Annotated in this window: 14 protein-coding genes and 1 pseudogene; 12 read left to right on the plus strand and 3 right to left on the minus strand. The window is 72.3% G+C overall.

Annotated features, from left to right (window positions below; genetic code table 11):
• Window positions 1-203: 203 nt before the first annotated feature.
• Window positions 204-1,538, minus strand: a complete 1,335-nt coding sequence (locus AC5P09_RS26480; protein WP_493876270.1) for an MGH1-like glycoside hydrolase domain-containing protein — start codon at window positions 1,536-1,538, stop codon at window positions 204-206.
• Window positions 1,535-2,383: a sugar phosphate isomerase/epimerase family protein gene (locus AC5P09_RS26485; RefSeq protein ID WP_493876271.1), complete on the minus strand. Its 849-nt coding sequence runs from the start codon at window positions 2,381-2,383 to the stop codon at window positions 1,535-1,537. The genes AC5P09_RS26480 and AC5P09_RS26485 overlap by 4 nt, the downstream gene beginning before the upstream one ends.
• Window positions 2,384-2,509: 126 nt before the next feature.
• On the opposite strand from AC5P09_RS26485, the gene AC5P09_RS26490 reads away from it, so the two are divergent.
• The 4 genes from AC5P09_RS26490 to AC5P09_RS26505 are packed head-to-tail and all read left to right on the plus strand — an operon-like array spanning window position 2,510 to window position 7,063.
• A complete protein-coding gene (locus AC5P09_RS26490; protein WP_493876272.1) occupies window positions 2,510-3,913 on the plus strand; it encodes an ABC transporter substrate-binding protein in 1,404 nt (467 codons plus the stop codon).
• A gap of 31 nt (window positions 3,914-3,944) precedes the next feature.
• The gene (locus tag AC5P09_RS26495; RefSeq protein WP_493876273.1) at window positions 3,945-4,964 is read left to right on the plus strand and encodes a carbohydrate ABC transporter permease; all 1,020 of its coding nucleotides are present in this window, start codon (window positions 3,945-3,947) and stop codon (window positions 4,962-4,964) included.
• Window positions 4,961-5,845: a carbohydrate ABC transporter permease gene (locus tag AC5P09_RS26500; protein WP_493876274.1), complete on the plus strand. Its 885-nt coding sequence runs from the start codon at window positions 4,961-4,963 to the stop codon at window positions 5,843-5,845. The genes AC5P09_RS26495 and AC5P09_RS26500 overlap by 4 nt, the downstream gene beginning before the upstream one ends.
• Before the next feature lie 3 nt (window positions 5,846-5,848).
• On the plus strand, window positions 5,849-7,063 hold the full coding sequence (locus tag AC5P09_RS26505; protein WP_493876275.1) for an ROK family transcriptional regulator: 1,215 nt from the start codon (window positions 5,849-5,851) through the stop codon (window positions 7,061-7,063).
• 24 nt (window positions 7,064-7,087) lie between these two features.
• Here the strand turns inward: AC5P09_RS26505 and AC5P09_RS26510 are convergent.
• Window positions 7,088-8,570 (minus strand): annotated as a pseudogene (locus tag AC5P09_RS26510) (MFS transporter).
• A 295-nt stretch (window positions 8,571-8,865) separates the two neighbouring features.
• On the opposite strand from AC5P09_RS26510, the gene AC5P09_RS26515 reads away from it, so the two are divergent.
• The 8 genes from AC5P09_RS26515 to AC5P09_RS26550 all read left to right on the plus strand — a co-directional run bounded on the left by AC5P09_RS26515 (window position 8,866) and on the right by AC5P09_RS26550 (window position 20,439).
• A complete protein-coding gene (locus tag AC5P09_RS26515) occupies window positions 8,866-9,645 on the plus strand; it encodes a carbonic anhydrase (protein ID WP_493876276.1) in 780 nt (259 codons plus the stop codon).
• 209 nt (window positions 9,646-9,854) lie between these two features.
• Window positions 9,855-10,781 carry a GNAT family N-acetyltransferase gene (locus AC5P09_RS26520; RefSeq protein ID WP_493876277.1) on the plus strand — a complete coding sequence of 309 codons (927 nt, stop codon included), beginning with the start codon at window positions 9,855-9,857 and terminating at the stop codon, window positions 10,779-10,781.
• 153 nt (window positions 10,782-10,934) lie between these two features.
• Window positions 10,935-11,447, plus strand: a complete 513-nt coding sequence (locus AC5P09_RS26525) for a hypothetical protein (RefSeq protein ID WP_493876278.1) — start codon at window positions 10,935-10,937, stop codon at window positions 11,445-11,447.
• Between the two features lie 115 nt (window positions 11,448-11,562).
• Window positions 11,563-12,276 (plus strand): class F sortase, encoded by a 714-nt coding sequence (locus AC5P09_RS26530; protein WP_493876279.1) that lies wholly within the window; start codon window positions 11,563-11,565, stop codon window positions 12,274-12,276.
• A 144-nt stretch (window positions 12,277-12,420) separates the two neighbouring features.
• The gene (locus AC5P09_RS26535; protein ID WP_493876280.1) at window positions 12,421-12,870 is read left to right on the plus strand and encodes a hypothetical protein; all 450 of its coding nucleotides are present in this window, start codon (window positions 12,421-12,423) and stop codon (window positions 12,868-12,870) included.
• 233 nt (window positions 12,871-13,103) lie between these two features.
• Complete coding sequence (locus AC5P09_RS26540; RefSeq protein WP_493876325.1) at window positions 13,104-14,597, plus strand: acyl-CoA carboxylase subunit beta; 1,494 nt, start codon at window positions 13,104-13,106, stop codon at window positions 14,595-14,597.
• A 71-nt stretch (window positions 14,598-14,668) separates the two neighbouring features.
• Window positions 14,669-16,429 (plus strand): fatty acyl-AMP ligase, encoded by a 1,761-nt coding sequence (locus AC5P09_RS26545; RefSeq protein WP_493876281.1) that lies wholly within the window; start codon window positions 14,669-14,671, stop codon window positions 16,427-16,429.
• On the plus strand, window positions 16,426-20,439 hold the full coding sequence (locus AC5P09_RS26550; protein ID WP_493876282.1) for an acyltransferase domain-containing protein: 4,014 nt from the start codon (window positions 16,426-16,428) through the stop codon (window positions 20,437-20,439). Before AC5P09_RS26545 ends, AC5P09_RS26550 begins: the two co-directional genes overlap by 4 nt.
• The last annotated feature ends 7 nt before the right edge of the window (window positions 20,440-20,446 follow it).

Below are 20,446 nucleotides of genomic sequence, written 5' to 3' on the forward strand. Positions count from 1 at the left end.
TCGCTGGGTGACGACGCTGCCGGGAGGGGATTGTCGCAGCGCGCCCGTTGAACAATCAACCGGCAGGACTATTCGATGTGCGAGGCTGACTCATTCACACCTTCGGCATATGCCCTCGGCGCCGGGCAGCCTGGGGGAAGCGGGCCGCCCGGAATAGGTCTGCACCTTTTCTCCGGTCAGGTTGTCTCAAATGCAGTGCACAATTAGGTGCGCAGCAGATCGAGGGTGAGGGCCGCGGTCCAGGAGAAGCGGCGGGCACCGCGGCCCCCGCCGGTGACGGGGTCGACGTACTCGGCGAAGTCGGAGCGGCCCGCCTCCGCGAGGAAACCCTGCCGCAGGCGCTCGGCCTGCGCCGTCAGGCCGTGGGTGCGCAGGCCCCGGTGGATCAGCCAGGCCGTGTTGAACCAGGCCGGGCCGCGCCAGTAGCGGTGGGGGTCGAAGGCGTGGCCGGTGACGTCGTAGCTGGGGATCAGGTGCGTGGCCGGTGCCTTGAAGTGGGGGCCGTCGAGCGTCTCGTGCAGGCGCTTGACGACGTCCCGCGAGAGGTGCGGGACGGCGAGCGGGACGAGGCCGGTGACGCTGCGTTCGTCGACGAGGGCGTCGGTGGCGAGATCGCGGACGCGGAAGAGGCCGGACGTGTCGTCCCACAGGCGGCTGACGAGCCGTCGGGTGAGCTCGGCGGCCCGTGCCGTGTGCGGTGCACCCGACCTGCCCAGCTCGGCTGCCATGTCGGCGAGCGCCGACTCGCTGACGATCAGCAGGGCGTTGAAGCAGGGGTCCTCCACCGCGAAGCGGTGCCGTACCGCTTGGTCGTCGTACTCGGCGTCGCGGTAGTCGGCCGCCAGCCGGACGTAGCGGCCGTAGTCCAGGTCGGTGGGCCGGTCGGCGGGGTTGCCGTGGTTCAGGTCGGCGCGGTGGTAGGCGTCGGGTGCGGCGGGGTCGACGCGCTGCAGAGGCCCGTCCCAGCAGGGGCTGTTGTCCATGCCGGGCTCCCACGGGTGGACGACGGCCGCCAGTCCCCCGCCGCCGAGGTCGCGGCGGGTGAGCAGGTAGTCGTGCCAGGCGAGGAGCCGTGGGTAGGCGCGGGCCAGGAAGCCCCGGCGGCGCGACTCCGCGGGGTCCGCGCGATGGACGAGCCAGGCCGCGAGGGCGTGCACGGGGGGTTGGACGATGCCCGAGGTCTCCGGCGCCGACGGGGCACCGGCGGTCCGGCCGGCGCGGGAGGACCGCCAGAAGTCCGGGCTGGGGAAGTACGCGTCGTGCGGCAGCGCCGGGTTGAAGACGATGTGCGGCAGGCGCCCGTCGGCCCACTGCCCGGCGAGCAGCGATTCGAGTTCCCGCTGGGCGCGGCGGGCGGACAGGTGGCGCAGGCCGATGGCGATGAAGGCGGAGTCCCAGCTCCACTGGTGGGGGTAGAGGGTGCGGGAGGGGACGGTGGAGGTGCCGGTCCAGTTGTCGAGGAGGACCCGCGCCGCACCGCGCCACAGTGTCAGGGCTGCGGACGCGGTGGGCGCGGGCCGGTCCAGGAGACCCCTCACGCGCCGGACCTCTGCAGGAAGGCGGGGATGGAGCGGACGGCCTCGATCGGGTCGCCGGTGAGGCGGCACTCGGCGACGAGGTGGCCGTCGTAGCCGATGGTGTGCAGGGCGCTGAGCCAGGCGGGCCAGTCGAGGTGGCCGGCGCCGGGCTGGAGGCGGTTGGAGTCGGAGACCTGGGCGTGGCCGATCAGGTCGGCGTGGGCGAGGATCGCGGCGACGGGGTCGCTCTCCTCGATGTTCATGTGGTAGCTGTCGATGCCGATCCTGATGCAGTCCATGCCGGTCGCGCGGATCAGGTCGGCGGCCTGGTCGAGCCGGTTGACCATGTGGTCCTCGTACCGGTTGAGGGGCTCCAGGAAGAGGGTGACGCCCTCCGCCCGCGCGTGCTCGCCGAGTTCGGTCAGGCCGGTCAGCAGGATCTCGCGGTCCTCCTGCTCGGTGCGCGGGGGTTCGAAGGGCGGCAGACGGCGCGAGAACATGCCGTAGGCGGCCGGGGTCTGCACGCCGAGACCGCCGAGTTCCGCGATCACGGTGAGCTGTGCCTTCAACTGGGCGATGGCGTCGCGGCGTTGGTCCTCGTCGAAGGCGCCGAAGAAGTGCGGCATGTCGACGCACACCGTCGGCATGACCACGCCGTCCTTGCGGGCCTGCCGCAGTTCCTCGAGGCGGGCGGTGAAGTGGAAGTCGCCTCTGGCGCGCAGTTCGATGGCGTCGTAGCCGGACTCCTGGGCGATGTCCCACTTGGCCTGCAGGGTGTCCCCCGGAAGGAGCTGCTCCTGGACGGCGGTCCTGAGGGTGCCCCTCGGAATCGGGCGTAGGTCGGCGGGCTGGACAGCGCATTCCACGGATGGCTCCGAAGGGGGTGCGGGTGTCGGTTGAGTCGACAATAACCCGCACTTATGTCTTGTCAACACGCAAAACTGGTGCTGAGATGCGTGCTGACCAGACGTAAGTCGATTTGAGGACACGCCATGCGCGCCAAGAGCCGGCGGTCGAAGCTGATCGCGGTGGGCATCACGGCAGCTCTGGGGTTCGGGCTGCTGACGGGCTGCTCCAGCGGTACCGGGCCGGGAAGACCCGACCGTGAGATCACCGTCTGGTCCCAGGAGAGCCTTCCGGATCGGGTGGCGGCCACCCAGAAGATCGTCGATGGATTCGAGCGGAAGACCGGCATCACCGTGCGTCTGGTCGGTGTCGCCGAGGCCCAGTTGCCCCAGCTCATCATGTCGGCGGCGGCCTCCGGCACGCTCCCCGACGTCATCGGGGCCACCACGCTGAGCCAGATCTGGCAGATGTACTCGAACGAGTTGCTCAACACCGACATTCCGAAGCGGATCGTCGACGAACTCGGGCGCGACACCTTCAACGCCAACGCGCTCGCCCTGACCTCCGACGGGAGCACCAGCCTGGGCGTCCCCTCCGACGCCTGGCTGCAGCTGCTCGTGTACCGCAAGGACCAGTTCGACCGGAAACAGCTGGCGGCCCCCGACACCTACGCGAGGGCCGTGGCCGCCGCCGAGGCGCTGACCACCGACGGCCACGACGGTGTCTCGGCGGCCACCGACCCGGGTGACGTGTTCACCTCGCAGAGCTTCGAGAGCCTGGCCCTGGCCAACGACTGCCAACTCGTCGACGACCGCCACGACGTGGCGCTCGAGTCCCCGAGTTGCGAAACCGCCTTCCGTACGTACGACCAACTCGCCCGCGTCTACGGCGCCCCGGGCACCCAGACCGTCGACTCCACCCGCGCCACCTACTTCGCGGGCCGCTCCTCCATGGTCGTCTGGTCGTCGTTCCTGCTGGACGAACTCGCCGGTCTGCGGAAGGACGCCCTGCCCAGCTGCTCCGCGTGCAAGGCGGACCCGCGGTTCCTGTCCCGCAACAGCGGCATCGTCACCGCCATGAAGGGCCCCGACGCCACCGAGGCGGCGCAGTTCGGCGAGATCACCTCGTGGGTGACCACCAGGACGGCCGAGACGGCCGCCTCCCGCGAGTTCGTCGAGTACATGATGGGCAGCGGCTACGAGCCCTGGTTCGGCATGGCGCCCGAGGGCAAGATCCCCGTCCGCGAGGGGACGGCCGCGCAGCCCGACCGCTATCTCGACGCCTGGCGGCACAGCGACATCGGGGTCGACACCCGCGAGCCGTTCGACGAGGTCTTCCCGGCGAGTCTGCTCGACCAACTCGCCGCCGGCGTCGGCAAGATGCGGCGCTGGGGCATCGCCCAGGGCGAAGGGGCCCTCGTCGGCGCCACCAACGGCGAACTGCCCGTGCCCAAGGCCATCAGCGCCATGACCGGCGGCCAGACCTCGCCCTCCGAGGCGGCACGCGAAGCCGACGACGAGGTCGCCGCCCTCAAGAAGTCCCTGCAGTAGCCGCCCGCCCGGACGTCACGAAGGGCTCCTCATGACCACAGCCCCCGCCGGCGCACCGCAGCGCCGGGAAGCCGGCCCCAAGCCCACCGGCCCGCCCCCGTCCCGGGCCCGCCGCCCGATGACCGCCGAACGTCGCGCCAACCGGGCGGGCCTCGCCTTCGTCTCCCCCACCTTCCTCGTGGTCCTCGTGGTGGTCGTCCTGCCCATCTTGTGGACGGTACTGCTGGCGTTCCAGGACGCCAGACTCGTCGACATCCAGGGCATGGGCCTGTTCGGCAACTGGTCCCTCGACAACTTCGCCCAGGTCTTCGACTCCGCCGGCTTCTGGTCCAGCCTGACCACCACGCTGCTGTACACCGCCGGTGCCACGCTGGGCTCCGTCGCCCTCGGCCTGGCCGCCGCGCTCGCCCTGCGCAGGCCCTTCCGCGGCCGCGGACTGCTGCGCGCGGCGATGCTGCTGCCGTACGTCGCCCCCGTCGTCGCCGTGGCCTTCACCTGGCAGGTCGCCCTGAGTCCGCAGTACGGCGTGGTCAACGACTGGGGGCGGCGCCTGTTCGGCTGGGACGACCCGATCGCCTTCCTGTCCGCGCGCACCTACGAAGTCCACCTGGCCGGCCTGCACTTCGACATCCCGCTGGCCCTGCTGACCGTCATCGCCTTCGAGTGCTGGCGCTACTTCCCGTTCGCCTTCCTGTTTCTCCTGGCCCGGCTGCAGGCCGTGCCGGACGGACTGGAGGAGGCCGCCCTGGTCGACGGGGCGACCGTCTCGCAGCGGTTCCGCCACATCCTGCTGCCCCAACTGATGCCGGTCATCGCCCTGTTGTGCGTGCTGCGGTTCATCATGACGTTCAACAAGTTCGACGACGTCTACCTGCTCACGGGAGGCGGGGCGGGCACCGACGTGGCCGCCGTCCGCGTCTACGACTTCCTCACCGCCCGCTACGACGTCGGCGCGGCCGCCGCCCAGTCACTCGTCCTGGCCGTCTCGCTGGTCATCCTGCTGGGCCTCTACTTCAGGTTCTTCGGCGCCAGGGTCCAGGAGGAGTCGTGACGCGAAAGGCCGCCCTGACCAGGGCTCGGTTCGAAGAACAACTCTTCGGCGTGCTCCGCCGGCTGGTCATCGCGTTCCTCGCCGTGATCACCCTGCTGCCCTTCTTCTCCATGCTGCTGCTGTCGGTGAAACCCATCGACGCGCTCCTGCTCGACCCGGGCTCGTTGTGGGTGTCGGCCGGGGACTTCACCCTGTCCACCTACCGCGACGTCCTGCGGTCCACCGACGACGGCGGCCAGGGCTTCCTGCGGTTCCTGCTCAACTCCGCGCTGGTCTCCCTGGGCACGGTCGCCCTGACCCTGCTGGCGGCCGTGCCGGGCGCCTACGCCGTCAGCCGGCTGAGGTTCTTCGGCCACCGCCAGGTCAGCGCGCTGTTCCTGGCCGTGTACCTGTTCCCGGCGACCCTGCTCGCCGTCCCGCTGTTCGTCATCTTCGCCAGGCTCGGGCTGTCCTCCAGCCTGGTCGGACTGGCCGTGGTCTACGTCGCGCAGACCGTGCCGGTGTCGGTCTACATGCTGAAGAACTACCTCGTCACCATCCCCCGCTCCGTCGAGGAGGCGGCGGCACTCGACGGCTGCAGCCGCCTGCAGACCGTCCGCAAGGTGATCCTGCCGCTCGCACTGCCGTCCCTGATGGCGACCGGCCTGTACGTGTTCATGATCGCCTGGAACGAGTTCCTCTTCGCGCTGCTCTTCCTGGCTGCCGATCCCGACAAGTGGACCGTCTCCCTGGGCCTGGCGCAGCTGTCCGGCGGCGTCGAGGTGCCCAAGACCGTCCTGATGGCGGGCTCCGTGGTGCTGACGATCCCCGTGGTACTCCTGTTCTTCGCCGCCGAACGCCTGCTCACCGAGGGCCTGACCAGCGGCGCGGACAAGAGCTGAGCGATGGGGACCCTCATGACGACGCCGAGCCAGGTCAGCGCGGGGGACGTGCTCCAGCTGATCCGCGACGGTCGCGCCAACACCCGCGCCGACCTGCAACGCGCCACGGGCCTGTCCCGGTCGACCATCGGGCAGCGCCTGGACCTCCTGAACCGGGCCGGCTGGCTGCGCCACACCAGCGGCGCCTCGACGGGCGGCCGGCCCTCCCACCGGATCGTCTTCGACCCCTCGCACGCTTCGGTCATCGCCGTCGACCTCGAAACCCGGCACGCGCGCGCCGCGGTCCTCGACCTCGCGGGCACCATCCTCGCCGAGCACACCGGCCCGCTGCACATCACCGACGGCCCGGACGAGGTGCTGGACCGGCTCGCCCGCTGGTTCCCCGACCTGATCGCCGCGGCCGGCATCGACGCCGCCCACGTCTGCGGCATCGGGCTGTCCGTGCCGGGCCCCGTCGACTGGGAGACGGGACGGGTCGTCGAGCCGCCGATCATGCCCGGCTGGGACCGGTACCCCGTCCGGGAACGCCTGCAGAAGGCGTACGCCGATCATGTGGGCGCCGGTGCGCAGGGCGGCCCCGTCCCCGTCTTCGTGGACAACGACGCCAACCTCATGGCGCTGGCCGAGCACCAGGCAGGCCACCGCGACTGCTCGGCGTTCGTCCTGGTGAAGGTGTCCACCGGCATCGGCGCCGGTGTCGTCGTGGGCAACAAGGTCTACCGCGGTATCGACGGCGGCTCCGGCGACATCGGCCACATCCGGCTGCACGACCGGCCCGACGCGTTGTGCATGTGCGGGTCCCACGGCTGTCTGGCCGCCGTGGCCAGCGGCCGGGCCCTGGCCAGACAACTGTCCGACCTGGGCGTGGCCACCGCGTCGGGCTCCGACGTACGGCGGCTGCTCGCGGAAGGCCACCCCGACGCCATCCGGCTGGCCCGGGAGGCCGGGCGCCGCGCGGGCGAGGTCCTGGTCACCGTGGTCACCCTCCTCAATCCGGGGGTACTGATGCTCGCCGGGGACCTGTCCGGCGCCCCGTTCATGACCGGCGTCCGCGAACTGCTCTACCAGCGCGCGATTCCCCGTACGACCGCCAACCTCCAGGTCGTCACCTCACGGCTCGGTGAACACGCCGGTGTCATCGGGGCCGGGGCGATGGTGGTCGAGTTCCTGTACTCGTCCGCCCGGGCCGACGCGCGCCTCCACCGCGTCGCGCCCTGACCGGCACCTGCGCCCATCCCCTCGTCAGCGGACGCCGCTGTGCTCTCGTGCCACCCGGTACAGGTCCGTGGACGTGCTGATCAGTTCCCGCCGCTCCTCCCGCGAACCGACCATCGGCTGCGAGCCGTTGAGCGGAACCTGCGCGCTCTCCGGCAGGAACCTCACCGTGACCAGGCCGATGACGCCGGCCAGCATCAGGTAGTACGCGGGCATCATGGCGTTGCCGGTGAGGCCGACCAGCGCCTCGGTCACCAGCGGGGTGGTGCCGCCGAAGGCGGCGACGGCGAAGTTGAAGCCGATGCCCATGGCCGCGTAGCGGACGGCGGTCGGGAACAGGGCGGGCAGGGTGGCGGCGCTCGGAGCGGCGAAGCAGGCCAGCAGGCCAGCAGGCCAGCAGGGTGGAGAGGACCAGTACGCCGAGGATCGGTGGCCAGGTTCCGTCCGCCTTGATGAGGAGGAAGGACGGCACGGCGAGGACGATCATCGCGGCGGCGGCGACGGCGTAGACGGGCCGTCGGCCGACGCGGTCGCTGAGCCGGCCGATGAAGGTGATCAGCAGCATGATCCACACCATGCCGATCAGCACCAGGACGTCCGCGGAGCCGCTGGAGCGGTCCAGCGTCTCCGTCAGGTAGGTGGGCAGGAAGCCGGTGACCATGTAGTTGGTCACGTTGTAGAGCAGCACGAGGCCCATGCAGACCAGCAGCGGCCGCCAGTGGGTCCTCACGATGACGCGCAGCTCGCTGCCCGCCGACTCCTGGGCGAGGCTCTTCTCGTGTTCGTCCAACTGCTGCTGGAACGCCGGGGACTCCTCCAGCTTGAGCCGCATGTAGAGGCCGATGACGCCGAGCGGCCCGGCGATCAGGAACGGCACGCGCCAGCCCCACGAGAGCATCTCGGCATCGGTGAGCAGCAGGTTCAGCACGGTGACCAGGGCGGAGCCGAGGGCGTAGCCGGTGAAGGTGCCGAAGTCGAGCCAGCTGGACAGGAAGCCGCGCCGGCGGTCCGGGGAGTACTCGGCGACGAAGGTGGTGGCGCCGCCGTACTCACCGCCCGTGGAGAAGCCCTGGACCATACGGGCGAGCAGCAGGAGGGCCGGGGCCGCGATGCCGATGGTGCCGTACCCGGGGATCAGGCCGATGGCGAAGGTGCCGGCCGCCATCATGATCATGGTGGTGGCGAGCACCTTCTGCCTGCCGATACGGTCGCCCAGCGGGCCGAAGACCAGGCCGCCGAGCGGCCGGACGACGAACGCCGCGGCGAAGGTCGCGAAGGACGAGATCAGCTGGGCGCCCGGCGAGGCGCCCGGGAAGAACACCTTCCCGAGGGTGGCGGCGAGGTAGCTGTAGACGCCGAAGTCGAACCACTCCATGCAGTTGCCGAGCGCCGAGGCACCGACCGCGCGCCTCAGCAGCGGGCGTTCGACGACCTGGACGTCCTCCTCACGGAAGGCACGCCTGTTCCGGCGGAGCCTTCGGGTCAGTTCCTCCCTGACCTGCCGTGGCATGTTCGTGACGGATTTCGGGATGTTTCCCCTGCTCGGCGGATTGGACTGCCCCTCGGGCCCTGCCTTGACCACGCTGCCGCCTTTCTCCCGACATCGCCTGTGTCGCGCCGATCGTCCGGCGCACGTCACAGCTGCTGCCCGAGTTCACGCGTGGCACACGGACGTACCGTCAAGGTCAAGGAAAGCGCTGGCCAATCCCAAGAGGAGGCCAAGATCCGCTGATGACTTTCCCGTATACGGCCATGGTTCGGTAACGCGAAGGATCAACCCCGGACTCGGACATACGTTCATGTCCGTGAACTCTGAAGACACCCCCCTCAGACCCTCGGGTCTCCAGCCGGCCGCCTCCACCCGCACCCGCTTCGGCGCGGCCCGTCCCGCCCGCCGTGGCTTCCTGCGCGCCGGTCTGACCGGTGCCGCGGTCCTCGGCACCGGCGTCACCCTGGGCGCGGTCCCCGCCTCCGGCGCGAGCCGTGGCACGAGCCGCAGGCCCAGCACCCCCCAAGAGGCCCTTCGGGAGCTGACCGCGGGCAACGAGCGCTGGCGCACCTACCGGGAGAAGCACCCGGACGAAACACCCACCGTCCGGCAGACTCTGACGTCGGGCCAGCACCCGTTCGCCGTCGTCCTCGGGTGCGTCGACTCCCGGGTACCGCCGGAGCTCGTCTTCGACCAGGGCCTCGGTGACCTGCTCACCGTGCGCACCGCCGGGGAAGTCCTGGACGAGGCCGTGCTGGGCAGCATCGCGTACGGCGTCCTCGAACTCGAGATCCCGCTGGTGCTGGTGCTCGGCCACCAGTCGTGCGGTGCCGTGCGCGCCGCCGTCGAGGCGGACATCTCCGGCGAGGAGCTGCCCGCCCACATCCAGTATCTGGCCGACCAGATAGCACCGAACATCGACCGCACCAGGGAAGGCGACGCCCGCGTCGACTCGACCATCGACGCCAACATCCGGGCCGTCCACGCGCGGCTCGCCGCCGAGCCGGATCTCGCCGCGAAGGTGAGCGCCGGTCAACTGGCCGTCGTCGGCGCCCGCTACGAGCTGTCCGACCAGCACGTCCACCACCTCGCCTGACCGTCGCACGCCGGCGCGCGGGCCTGCGGTCCGCGCGCCGGACCATGGAGTTCGCGCCTGCCCGGACTTCCCGACGACGCCGTTCGAAGGTCCACGCCGCCACCGACCGGGCCGTACGCCCGGCCAAGGATCCGGCCACCCGGTCGCAGCGACGCGTCGCCGGGCGAAAACCCGTTGCGGCGGCCACTCCGCCCCCGGACCCTGACCCCATGTCCTCTCTGCTGCGCCCCGCCTCGCTCGCCGACGCCCCGGTCATCACCGACCTGCTCAACGCGGTCGACCTGATCGAGATCGGCCAGGGCGAGACCGATCTGCACACGGTCGAGGCGGATCTCAAGCATCCGGAAACCGACCTCGAGCGGGACTCCTGGCTGGCCTTCGAGGGGGAACGGCTGGTCGCGTACGGGCTGCTGTGGGACGAGTCGAAGAGCGAACGCATCGACGCCGACCACTATGTGCTGCCCGATCACCAGCCGGCCGGGGAGCGGATTCTGGACGCGATGGAGGCCAGGGCGCTGGACAAGGCGCGTGCGAACGGTGCCGAGCGGGCCGTGGTGCATCTGCATCTCAACGTGGCGCCCACGCTGGACACGGGACTGCTCCGCGCACGGGGATGGACGGTCGTACGGCGGTATCACGTATTGCGGCGGGCCCTGCGGCCTGCCGAGGACCTGCCGCCCACACCGCCCGCCGGGGTGCGGGTGCGCTCCTGCGAGGCCGAGGCCGACCGGGTGCGCACCCACCAGCTCTATCAGGCCGGGTTCGCCGAGCACTTCGACTTCCAGCCGCGCGCGTACGGCCAGTGGCTGCACGACATCGACGCCGACCGGCTCGACTGGTCCCTGGTGTGGATCGTCAGCGCCGAAGACCTCGGGGACGTGGGGTTCCTGATCGCCCGTGACGACCGCGAGGCCATGGGGTGGATCCGCAGCATCGGCGTGTTGCGCGAGGCCCGGGGGCGGGGGCTGGGCGGGTTCCTGCTGCGGCACGCGTTCGCCGCGTTCGCCGCGCGGGGACGGGACGCGGTGGGGCTCGGCGTGGACACCGCCAACGCCACCGGGGCGCCCGAGTTGTACGCGCGCAACGGGATGAGCGTCCACTACGCCGTCGACACCTGGGAGGCGGTCCTGAGGTGAGGCCGACGCCGACCCGTGTGCCGGCCCCGTTCGCCCGAGTGAGCCTCTGGAGTGGCGGGACCCCGGAGGCTGGCTGACGGTGGATCACGTCGAGGCCGGGTTACGTCAGCTGACGAAGTGGCAGCTGCCCCGGCCGAGGCGGAAGGAATGCAGATGCGCTCTACACGCATGCTCCTGGCCGCGGCGGCGGCCGCGGCCGTCGTCGGGATCGCCGCACCCGGCGCCCAAGCGGCCGACGGTGACTGGAGCCAGAAGTCCTCGGACAGCCACGAGAGCTCGTCCTACAGCAAGGAGCACGGCAAGGACGGCAAGGACGGCAAGGACGGCAAGGACGGCAAGCCGCACGGCGGCATGCACACCGGAGGCGGCGCGCTGACCGTCGCGGACGACGAGGAGTGGGGCACCGCCAAGGACCCCAAGCACGACCCGGAGACCTACAAGGACTCGTCCGACGGCGGTTACTCGAAGGGGGACCACGGCAAGGGGGACCACGGCAAGGGCGACTACAGCAAGGGCGACCACGACAAGCCCCGTGGCGGGATGCACACCGGAGGCGGCGCGCTTGCCTCGCCGGGTGTGACCGCCGGCGGGCTGGCCGTCCTGGCGGTCGCCGGCACCGGTCTGTACGCGGCACGCCGCAACAGGTCGGCCGGAAACCTGGCCTGATCCATGCCGGACGCGATAGCGGCCGTGGCCGCCACTCGTGCGCCGGGTGGCGGCCCGGCCGGCGTTCCCTGTCCCTCATCCCCCGCGCTGCCGTGCCCGAGTGAGGTGGTGTCCGATGGCAGCTCCTTCTTCCTCCCCCGACAACACCGACCCGGCACCCGACGCCGACCCGGCACCGGCCGGGCAGAAGTCCCGGTCGAGCTGGCTGGTGCTGTGCGCCGTGGCCCTTCTGGCCCTGGCCCTGACCCTGATCGGCGACCGTGACACTCCGGACGACTCAGCTCCCCCGCCCCGTGTCGCGCAGCCGCGTGCCGCGCAGCCGGGAGCGTCGGCCCAGCCGACCGAAGAGCCGGCCGAAGAGCCGGCGGGAAAGCGGCTGCCGCGGGCGAGACCGCTGCGCCTGATCATCCCCGAGATCTCCGTCGACGCCCCCTTCACCACCCTCGCCATCGGCCCCAACGGGCAACTCGAACCGCCGCCCGCCGACGACGTCAACCTGGTCGGCTGGCACGCCAGGGGGGCCTCTCCCGGCGAGTCGGGTACGGCGATCATCGCCGGGCACGTCGACACGGCGACGTCTCCCGCAGTCTTCGCCGACCTCCGTGAACTGGACGAGGGGGACACCTTCCGGGTCACGCGGGCGGACCGGCGTACGGCGACCTTCGTGGTCGACAGCGTGGAGACCTTCCACAAGGAGAACTTCCCCGACCGGCGGGTGTACGCCGACACCCCGCAGGCCCAGGTCCGGCTCATCACCTGTGCGGGTGACTACGACCGCAAGGTCAAGGACTACACGGAGAACCTGGTCGTCTTCGCCCACCTGGCCTGACCGCCGGCACGGCGCCTCGCCACCCTGACATGTGTCAGGTACCTCGCGGCGTTCCCGCCTCCTAGGGTCCGAGACGAGTCGCGGACGGGGGAAGCCGGTCGGCGACCGCACGTCAGGACATCGCCGACACAGGGAAGAGGGCTCATGAGCCGTCGATCGTTCACCACTCTGCTGGCCACCGGAGGCGCCGCCGCGGTGCTGGCGCTCACCCCGGTCTCCGCCCAGGCCGCGCCCTTCCAGGGCGGGAACTACGGGGCCTACGGGATGGAGGGTCAGTACCCCACCATCTCCAGTTGCTCGGGCACCTTCGGGCAGGTCGGCGCCACCCGGTACGCCGAGGGGATGGCGCTGAAGTACTTCTACTCGAGCACGTGCGGGTCCTTCGCGCGGATCGAGAACTCCCGGGCCAACTGCGCAGCCGTTCTCGAACGGTCCAACTCCGGTGCCGGACGGGCCGACGGGTGGGTCTCGGAGACCGTCGACTCGGGCATCACCTACGCCTACACGAAGATCGGCAACAACCTCAACGGCCGTGTCTCGCGCGCCCTGCTCGCCTGCGACGGCCATGTCCTGGCCCAGACGGGCTGGTACTGACGCCGGACACGGGCCGGTTGTCACAGCGGGACTAACCGGCGTCCCCCCGCACTCACCTCAGGCAAACGCACCGCCGATCCGCCCGGGCCGCCTCCTGGTCGCTGCCATATTCGAAGGCGACTTCGGAGGTGGCTGTGACGACAGAGGTGACGACAACACCCGAGGCGGCCGAGGCGGCCGAGACGGCCGAGACGCCGTGCTTACCCGACCGCACCGTCGACCGTGTCGCCGAACTGGAACGCCGCCGAGCGGCGGCGCTGGCGCCGGGGGGGCCGAGAAGACGCGGGGAGTTCGGGGCCCGGGAACGGATCGAGCGGCTGCTGGACCCGGGGTCCTTCACCGAGACGGGGCAGTTCGTCCGGGCCCGGTCCGCCGAGGGCGGGGGACGCCGGCCGTACGGTGACGGGGTCGTCACCGGGCACGGCACGGTCGACGGCCGTCCGGTGTGTGTGTTCGCCCAGGACTCCACCGTCTTCGGCGGCAGCATGGGCGAGGCCTTCGGGGAGAAGACCGTCGCCCTGATGGACCTCGCCCTCAAGACCGGCTGTCCGGTCGTCGGGCTCAACGACTCCGGCGGCGCCCGCATCCAGGAGGGCGTCGCCTCCCTCGCCCTCTACGCCGAGCTGGTGCGCCGCAACGTGCAGGCGTCCGGGGTGATCCCGCAGATCTCGGTCGTGCTGGGGCCGTGCGCGGGCGGGGCCGCGTACTCGCCGGCCATCACCGACTTCACGGTGATGGTGGACGGCGCCTCGCACATGTTCGTCACCGGGCCGGACGTCATCGAGGCCGTGACCGGCGAGCGCACCACCGCCGAGGACCTGGGCGGCGCACGTGCCAGCAACGCCGTCAACGGCAACGCGCACTTCCTCGCCGCCGACGAGGGCGACGCCCTGGAGACCGTACGGGAACTGTTGTCGTATCTGCCCGCCAACAATCTCGAACGGCCGCCGGACTACGCCCCGGGATGTGCCCCCGCCGCGGACTGGCTCGACGAGATCGTCCCCGACCGGCTCGCGCAGGTCTACGACATGCGTGACATCCTGCGGGCGGTCGTCGACGACGGTGAGCTCCTCGACGTGCAGGAGCTGTTCGCGCCGAACATCATCTGCGCCCTGGCCCGGGTCGAGGGCCGTTCGGTCGGCGTCGTAGCCAACCAGCCGCTGCATTCGGCCGGAGTGCTCGACATCGACGCCTCCGAGAAGGCCGCGCGGTTCGTGCGGTTCTGCGACGCCTTCGGCATCCCGCTGCTCACCTTCGCCGACGTGCCGGGCTATCTGTCCGGCGTGCGGCAGGAGCGGGGCGGGATCATCCGGCGGGGCGCCAAACTGTTGTACGCCTACGCCGAGGCGACCGTTCCCAAGGTGACCGTGGTCGTGCGCAAGGCGTACGGGGGCGGCTACGCGGTGATGGGTTCCAAGCATCTGGGTGCCGACGTCAACCTCGCCTGGCCCACCGCCCGGATCGCCGTCATGGGCGCCGAGGGCGCGGTCGGCGTCCTGCACCGGCGTGAACTCGCCGCCGCCGACGATCCCGAAGCGCTGCGCGCCCGTCTCGTGGCCACGTACGAGAGCACGTACGGCACCCCTTATCTCGCCGCCGAACGCGGATACGTCGACGCCGTCATCGCCCCGCGCGAGACGCGCGCCCACGTCTGCCGCGCCCTGCGCGCGCTGCGGGGCAAGCGGGCGCCGATGCCGCAGCGGAGGCACGGCAACATCCCGCTCTGAGCCCCCGTTCCGTTCGACCGTGCAACGCCTCCGCCCCGCAAGACGTTTCCGCGACGTGAGGAGCCACCCCCTTGAAGGACAGCCGCCCCCCGCTCACGCCCGCATGCCGGACCCTGCCGGAATACGTGCGGCACTGGGCCGAAGTCGCCCCCGACCGCCGGGCGTTCACTTTCGTCGATCACCCCGCCCCGCACTCGCGCGGCGTACACCGCACGCTGACCTGGCGGCGCCTGGACCTGCGGGTACGGGCGCTCGCCGCCCGGCTCGCCGAGGAGGCCGAACCGGGTGCCCGGGTCGCGCTGCTGTGCCCGCAGGGCGTCGAGTACGTCACCGGGTTCCTGGCGGCGCTGACGGCCGGGATGGTGGCCGTACCCCTGTATCCGCCCGGTCTGCCGGGACATGCCGACCGGCTCGCGGGGGTTCTGGCCGACGCGTCCTGCGCGGTCGTGGTGACCACCGGTCGCGAGCTGGAGTCCGTACGGGAGTTCTGCGCGGGTGACTCCGTGCGCGTCGTCACCGCCGACCAGGTCGCCGACGCCGCCGCCCAGCACTGGCAGCCGGTCGCCGTGGACGAGGGGGAGGTCGCCTATCTGCAGTACACCTCCGGGTCGACGCGGGCGCCGGCGGGCGTGGAGATCACGCACGGCAATGTCGTCGCCAACGCGCGGCAGGCGCTGACCGCCTACGGGGCCGACGCGCATCCGGTGACCTGCGTCGGCTGGCTGCCGCTGTACCACGACATGGGGCTGGTGCTGAGTGTGGCCGCTCCCGTCGTGCGGGGGCTGCTGTCGGTGCTCATGGATCCGACGGCGTTCCTGCACCAGCCGGTGCGCTGGCTGCGGCTGCTGGCCGCGCATCCGCGGGCGCTCACCGCCGCGCCCAACTTCGCCTACGACTACTGCGCCTCCGCCGTCACGGCCGAGCAGAAGGCGGATCTGCGGCTGGACGCTGTCGCCGCGCTGATCAACGGCAGCGAGCCGGTACGCCCCGGTACCGTCGACCGTTTCCACGCCGCCTTCGCGGAGCGTGGGCTGCCGCCGGACTGTCACTGTCCCTCGTACGGGCTGGCCGAGGCGACGGTGTTCGTCAGTGCCGCCCGGCCCGGTGAGCCCTTGCGCCGGTTCGCTCTCGACCGGGACGCCCTCGCCGCCGGCAAGGCCCTGCCCGCCCGTCCGGACGATCCCAGGGCCGTGCTGCTGGCCGGCTGCGGTACGCCGGCCGGGCAGCGGGTGCGGATCACCGACCCCGCGACGGGTGTCGTCCTGTCCGAGGGCGAGGTGGGTGAGATCCGGGTGCAGGGGCCCAACGTCGGGCGGGGTTACCGGAATCGGGACGCGGAGAGCCGGGACGTCTTCGGCGGTGAGGTGGCGGATCCGGAGGCCGGTGGCCGCTGGTTGCGGACCGGCGATCTGGGGACCGTGCTGGACGGGCAGTTGGTGGTCACCGGGCGGCTCAAGGACCTCATCGTCGTCGACGGGCGCAACCACTACCCGCAGGACGTCGAGGCCACCGCCCAGGAGGCGCACCCAGCGGTGCGCCGCGACCGGCTCGCCGCGTTCTCGGTGCCCGGTTCGGGAGGTGAGCGGGTGGTGGTCGTGGCCGAGCACGCGCGCAGTACGCGCCTCGACGCCATCGACGTACCCGAGTTGGTACGTGCGGTGCGCGCGGCGGTGTCCTCACGGCACGGGCTGCGGCCGGCGGACGTGGTGCTGGTGGCTCCGGGGACCGTGCCGCGCACATCGAGCGGCAAGGTGTCGCGGGCGCTCACCCGGGCGCGCTATCTGGAGGGCGCCTACGGGCGGGCCGTCGGGGTGTCCGGAGGCGTGGGATGACGGGCGTCGACGCGGCGGCGCTGCGTCGGCTGATCGCCGAGCGGGCGGCCGCCTGGAACGACATGGCTGCCGAGAACGTCCCGATGGACCGGCCGCTCGCGGATCTCGGCGTGTCCTCGCGGGACGCGGTCGTCCTGGCCGGGGAACTCTCGCACCTGCTCGGTCGCGAACTGCCCTCCACGCTGCTGTGGGAGACGCCGACCGGTGAGGCACTGGTGGCCCGCCTGTGCGGCGGCCCGGAGGAGGTCGTCTCCCTCCCGGTGCCTGTCGCCACGGCGCCCGGTGAGCCGGTCGCCGTCATCGGGGTCGGCTGCCGGCTGCCCGGCGGGGTGCACGGGCCGGCCGACTACTGGCGGCTGCTGTGCGAGGACGTCGATGCCATCCGCCGGGTGCCCGAGGACCGGTGGCGCGACTTCACGGCGTTTCCGCCCGCCGACGCGCCCTCGTACGGGGGCTATCTCGACGATGTCGCCGGGTTCGACGCGGACTTCTTCCATGTCACCCCGCGCGAGGCGGCGGTGATGGACCCGCAGCAGCGGATCCTGCTGGAGGTCGTCCACGAGGCGCTCGACCATGCCGCCGTCCCGGCCGCGTCCCTGGCGGGTACCGCCACCGGTGTCTTCGTCGGCATCTCCGCGCCGGAGTACGGGCAGCTCACCGGGGCCGACCCGGACGCCGTCGATCCGTGGGCGCCGGCCGGTGCGGCGCTGAGCGTCGCCGCCGGGCGGCTGGCGTACGTCCTGGACACCCATGGGCCGAGCGTGGCCGTGGACACGGCCTGTTCGTCCTCGCTGGTCGCCGTGCACCAGGCCTGTGTCAGCCTGCGGACCGGCGAGAGCGACACGGCGATCGCCGCCGGGGTCAACCTGCTGCTCTCCCCCACCGTCGGTGTCGCCTTCGGGCGGGCGGGGGCGCTGGCGCCGGACGGGCGGTGCAAGCCGTTCTCGGCGGCGGCCGACGGGATCGGCCGGGGTGAGGGGTGCGCGGCCGTGCTGTTGAAGCGGCTGTCCGACGCCGAGCGGGACGGCGACCGGGTGCTGGCGGTCATCCGTGCCACCGCCGTCAACTCCGACGGCCGGTCCGGCGGCCTGATGGCGCCCAACCCCGCCGCCCAGCAGGCCGTGCTCAGGAGCGCGTACGCCCGGGCCGGGCTCGATCCGGCGGGTGTCGACTACGTCGAGGCGCACGGGACCGGCACTCCGCTCGGCGACCCGATCGAGGCGGGCGCCCTCGATGCCGTCCTCGGCGCCGGCCGCGACCCCGACCAGCCGCTGCTGCTGGGCTCCGTCAAGGGCAACCTCGGCCACCTGGAGTCCGCCGCGGGCATCGCCGGCCTGGTCAAGACGGTCCTCGCCCTCCACCACGACCGCATCCCGTCCTCCCCGCACTGCGCGGACGGCGGCGCCCTGGGCGACGCCCGCCTGCGGGTGGTGACCGAGCCCGAACCGTGGCCCCGCTACGGCGGCACGGCCACCGCCGGGGTCTCCGGCTTCGGGTTCAGCGGCACCAACGCCCATGCCGTGCTGGAGGAATGGCGGCCGGGAAACCTGGTGGCCGACGCGGGGGCGGAACCCGCCGCCCGCCTGTACCCGCTCTCCGACGTCGACACCGAACGCGTCCGCGACACCGCGGCCCGGCTCGCCGACTGGCTCCGCACGGGTGAGGGCAGCACCGCGCGCCTCGCCGACGTGGCGCGCACGCTCGCCGGGCGCACCGGTCGCGGGCCCGTACAGGCCGCCGTCACCGCCCGCGACCGGGACGAACTCGCCGATGCGCTGGGCGCGTTGGCGGATCGGCGTCCCGATGCGCGGGTCGTCACGGGCGAGCGCGGTCTCGTCGGACCTGGGCCGGTGTGGGTCTTCTCCGGGTACGGCAGCCAGTGGGCCGGCATGGGCCGGCGGCTGCTGGATGAGGAGCCCGCGTTCGCGGCCGCCGTGGAGAAGCTCGATCCCCAGCTGGCCGCGGAGTGCGGTCTGTCCCTGTACGACCGGCTGGCGTCCGGCGACGGCCTCGACCGCCTGGAGGTCGCGCAGCCCGTCCTGTTCGGGCTCCAGGTGGCGCTCGCCGAGCTGTGGCGCTCCTACGGTGTCGAACCCGCCGCCGTGATCGGCCACTCCATGGGCGAAGTGGCCGCCGCCGTCTGCGCGGGCGCCCTGGACGTGTCGGACGCGGCCCGCGTGATCGCCGTACGGGCCCGGCTGCTGAGCCGGCTGAGTGGGGGCGCCATGGCGGTCGTGGACCTGGACGACGACGAACTGGACGCCCTCCTGCGGGAGTTGCCCGGAGTCCAGGTCGCCGTGCACTCCTCGCCGCGTCAGAAGGTCGTCACCGGGGACGAGCCGGAGGTGTCTCGACTCGTACGCCGGCTGGAGCGGGAAGGCCGGGCGGCGCGGGCCATGCGGGTGGTGGGCGCCGGGCATTCGCCGCAGGTGGACGCGCTGCTGCCGGAGCTGACCGAGGCGTTGGCCGGGATTCAGGGGCGGCGGCCGCGCGTGCCCGTGTACTCCACCGTCCTGGACGACCCGCGCGGGGACTGCGAGTTCGACGCGGCGCACTGGGCGGCCAACCTGCGGCGGCCCGTGCGTCTGGACCGGGCGCTCGCGGCGGCCGCCGCCGACGGCCACACCGCCTTCGTGGAGATCTCGCCGCACCCGGTCCTGACGCGGGCCGTGGCCGACACCGTGCCCGAGGCCCTCGCCGTCGGCACCCTGCGCCGCGACGCGGACGGCTCGGCCGGGTTCGTGCGGCAGCTCGGGGCCCTGTACGCCGCGGGGCTCGCCCTGCCCCTGCCGCCCGGCCGGGTCATCGACCTGCCCGCACCGCGCTGGCGGCACGAGCGGCACTGGTGGACGGACGGGGCTCGGGACCGCGGGAAGGCGTCTGCGGACGCACCCGTCACGCCCCCTCGGACCGCGTCCGCCTCCGTTCCGGCCGAACCCACCTCCGTCGTCGCCCGGCTCAGCCACCACGTCGCCGCCGTCACCGGGCACCCCGTGGCCCGGATCACAGCGGACGCCGCGTGGGCCGACCTCGGGCTGGACTCGCTGATGGCCGTCCGCATCCGTACGGCCGTGGAGCGCGAGTTCGGGATCGAGCTGCCGCTGCGCGACCTGCTCGGCACCGCCACCGTCGAGGAAGCGGCCGGGCGTATCCGGCGGAAGGTGGGCGAGGGCTCGCCCGTGAGGGTGCTGCGGGACGCCGGTTCCGGGCCCCCGCTCTTCCTCGTGCACGCCGCCGGCGGGCCGACCGACGTCTACCGGGCACTGGCCGAACGGCTCGGGGACGACCGGCCGGTCTACGGGCTGGAGCGGGTGGAAGCAGCGCGGACGGTGGCGGAGAAGGCCCGCCGGTATGCGGAGGTCATCGCCACCACTCGCCCCGACGGGCCGTGTCTGCTGGGTGGTTGGTCCTTCGGCGGGTTCGTCGCGCAGGAGACCGCCCGGCACCTGACCGCCGCCGGGCGGGACGTGGACCTGGTGGTGCTCATCGACTCCGTACGGCCCCTCCCCCAGCCGGGGCGCACACCGGCCGACCGGATCCGCGCCCACCTCAAGGGCTTCGCCCGGCACGTCGACGAGACCTACGGTGCCCGGCTGGAGTTGCCCTACGACGAACTCGTGGCGACGGCCGACGACGGCGACCGTATCGACGCCGTGCTGCGGGCGCTGCGCGAGGCCGTCGACGTGCCCGCGGCGGCACTGGAGCACCAGCGGGCCTCCTACCTGGACCTGCGGGTCGGCGAGGCGCACCGGCCGGGCACCTACGACGGCCGGGTGGTGCTCTACCGGGCCACCGAACCCGCGCCGCACACCGTGCGCGACCCGGCGTACGACCGGGACGACGAGGCGCTGGGCTGGGACGAGGTGTGTCCGCGCCTGGAGGTCGTCCCCGTGCGCGGGCACCATCTGTCGCTGCTCGATCCGCCGCACGTCGACGAGATCGCCGTACATCTGCGGCGGCTGCTCGGCGAGCGGGCGCACGCCGGCGGAGGAGCCCAGCAGAACCACTGAACCGAGA

It is taken from the genome of Streptomyces sp. a15 (assembly GCF_059026085.1).

What these genes read in the sequence shown, in the direction of transcription:
- AC5P09_RS26535 (WP_493876280.1), top strand. Translation starts at nt 12,421, where the DNA reads ATGAGCCGTCGATCGTTCACCACTCTGCTGGCCACCGGAGGCGCCGCC.
- AC5P09_RS26505 (WP_493876275.1), top strand. Translation starts at nt 5,849, where the DNA reads ATGGGGACCCTCATGACGACGCCGAGCCAGGTCAGCGCGGGGGACGTG.
- AC5P09_RS26520 (WP_493876277.1), top strand. Translation starts at nt 9,855, where the DNA reads ATGTCCTCTCTGCTGCGCCCCGCCTCGCTCGCCGACGCCCCGGTCATC.
- AC5P09_RS26495 (WP_493876273.1), top strand. Translation starts at nt 3,945, where the DNA reads ATGACCACAGCCCCCGCCGGCGCACCGCAGCGCCGGGAAGCCGGCCCC.
- AC5P09_RS26530 (WP_493876279.1), top strand. Translation starts at nt 11,563, where the DNA reads ATGGCAGCTCCTTCTTCCTCCCCCGACAACACCGACCCGGCACCCGAC.
- AC5P09_RS26490 (WP_493876272.1), top strand. Translation starts at nt 2,510, where the DNA reads ATGCGCGCCAAGAGCCGGCGGTCGAAGCTGATCGCGGTGGGCATCACG.
- AC5P09_RS26550 (WP_493876282.1), top strand. Translation starts at nt 16,426, where the DNA reads ATGACGGGCGTCGACGCGGCGGCGCTGCGTCGGCTGATCGCCGAGCGG.
- AC5P09_RS26525 (WP_493876278.1), top strand. Translation starts at nt 10,935, where the DNA reads ATGCGCTCTACACGCATGCTCCTGGCCGCGGCGGCGGCCGCGGCCGTC.